The 695-nt window shown below is 37.7% G+C and carries 1 pseudogene; it reads left to right on the plus strand.

Annotated elements, in window-relative coordinates:
- Positions 1-489, plus strand: a pseudogene (locus C5L23_RS08605) (MobV family relaxase); the annotation flags it as partial.
- Between the last annotated feature and the right edge of the window lie 206 nt (positions 490-695).

Consider the following 695-nt stretch of genomic DNA (forward strand, 5'->3'; position numbering starts at 1 on the left):
AAAAAAATAGAGACCGAAAAACAAGAGATACAAGCAAAGCTTGCAGATACTAAAAAACAGCTTGATGAAATCAGACCACGGGATACCAAGAAAATTGCTAGTAAACCCACCTTGATGAATAAAAATAAAGTCACGGTTGATAAATATGATCTCGCTGATTTGGAACAAAGGGCGGTGACTAGCGACGCTTATAACTTTGAAAAAATTCATCTGGAAGTAGAAAATCATAGTTTACGTAATGATTTGAGTGAAGCCAAGGGCCGCAACTATGAACTGAAAAAAGAAAATGAGCGATTGCAAAAACTAGTAGGAACGCTTCAAGGCATTATACGAAATGTTGATGAGTTTCTACACAAAAAACTAGGTATTAATTTACCTGAAAAGTGGCTAGAGCGTGCAGGACTAAAAGAACCGTCTAAAAAAGCCCCTGAAATCTCACAGGAACTCGACAGACATAAATCTGATGAATTAGGCGGTCCACATCTTTAAAACACTTATATGGGCTTAAAATGGCGTTTAAGAGCTTAATTTAACATCTCACTAGATTGAACGTAGTTAACTTTGTGTCTGTCAACGGTAAATCGAATTAAAGGGGCTTGCTGCTTTAGCAGTTAGCCCCTTTTTGAGGCTTTAAGGAGTTGATAGACTAGCGGATAAAAAACACTTTTGCGCATGCAAAGAAAAGCACACCTGCT

The organism is Leuconostoc fallax (assembly GCF_004354645.1).
GTDB classification, from domain to species: Bacteria; Bacillota; Bacilli; order Lactobacillales; family Lactobacillaceae; genus Leuconostoc_B; species Leuconostoc_B fallax.